Source organism: Fulvivirga aurantia (assembly GCF_009711475.1).
Classification (GTDB): Bacteria; Bacteroidota; Bacteroidia; order Cytophagales; family Cyclobacteriaceae; genus Fulvivirga; species Fulvivirga aurantia.
Genome location: NZ_SMMD01000737.1, coordinates 6,099 through 6,908, shown reverse-complemented (window position 1 = coordinate 6,908; position 810 = coordinate 6,099). Strand labels below are relative to the sequence as shown.

The following is an 810-nucleotide window of genomic DNA, read 5'->3' as shown; positions in this document are numbered from 1 at the left end:
TGATCAGATCGAAATGGCGGATGCCTTAAGGTCTGACGGGAAAATATACGTGGTAGTAGGAGTGATTCTGGTTATTTTATTGGTACTCATAGGTTATATAGTAAAAGCCGATAAAAAGATATCTAAGCTTGAAAAGAGGCTCTCAAATGATGATATAAATCATGAGGTCTAAATGCCATTTGTGAATTAACTTTGCAGAAGCAAAAATAAGGGTATGAAAAAGTCACACATCATTGGAATTATTATTATCGGGGTAGCAATAGCTGTAATTATATCTACAGCAGGAGATGCCAGCAGCTATGTAAACTTTGACAAAGCTTATGAGATGGCTTCTAATGGTAATAATAATAGCATACATGTAGTTGGGGAGCTTAAGAAAAGTGCACAAGGAGATATCGTAGGAATACAACCATCCAATGATAAACTTTCTTTCAGTTTCTTAATGGTAGACGAAAATAAAAACGAACAAATAGTTTTCTACAATGAGCCTATGCCGCCAGATTTTAAAAGATCAGAAAAGGTAGTTGTTATTGGCTCATACAACGAAGATGTATTTGTGGCAGATAAAATTCTAATGAAGTGCCCTTCGAAATACCAGGAAAATACAGTGAAGGCAGAAATATAGACGCAGGGTTGAATGGTACATTATTTTATTGGTGATTTAGGACACTTATTTGTAATTGTAGCACTGATTAGTGCTTTTTTTTCGGCCTTCTCGTACTACAAGTCGGCTTCCAGAAAAGATTTAGCAGAACAAAATCTTTGGAAAGGGAATGGTAAAGTTGCCTTTTTCATTCACGCAGGTGCAGT

General features: G+C 35.9%; 2 protein-coding genes. Both read left to right on the top strand.

Annotated elements, in window-relative coordinates; translation table 11 throughout:
• Window positions 1-13: 13 nt before the first annotated feature.
• Window positions 14-172, top strand: coding sequence for a CcmD family protein (locus E1176_RS20615; RefSeq protein WP_246205981.1), 159 nt, complete (start codon window positions 14-16; stop codon window positions 170-172).
• A 42-nt stretch (window positions 173-214) separates the two neighbouring features.
• Complete coding sequence (locus E1176_RS08690) at window positions 215-625, top strand: cytochrome c maturation protein CcmE domain-containing protein (RefSeq protein ID WP_155210219.1); 411 nt, start codon at window positions 215-217, stop codon at window positions 623-625.
• The last annotated feature ends 185 nt before the right edge of the window (window positions 626-810 follow it).

What these genes read in the sequence shown, in the direction of transcription:
- E1176_RS08690 (WP_155210219.1), top strand. Translation starts at nt 215, where the DNA reads ATGAAAAAGTCACACATCATTGGAATTATTATTATCGGGGTAGCAATA.
- E1176_RS20615 (WP_246205981.1), top strand. Translation starts at nt 14, where the DNA reads ATGGCGGATGCCTTAAGGTCTGACGGGAAAATATACGTGGTAGTAGGA.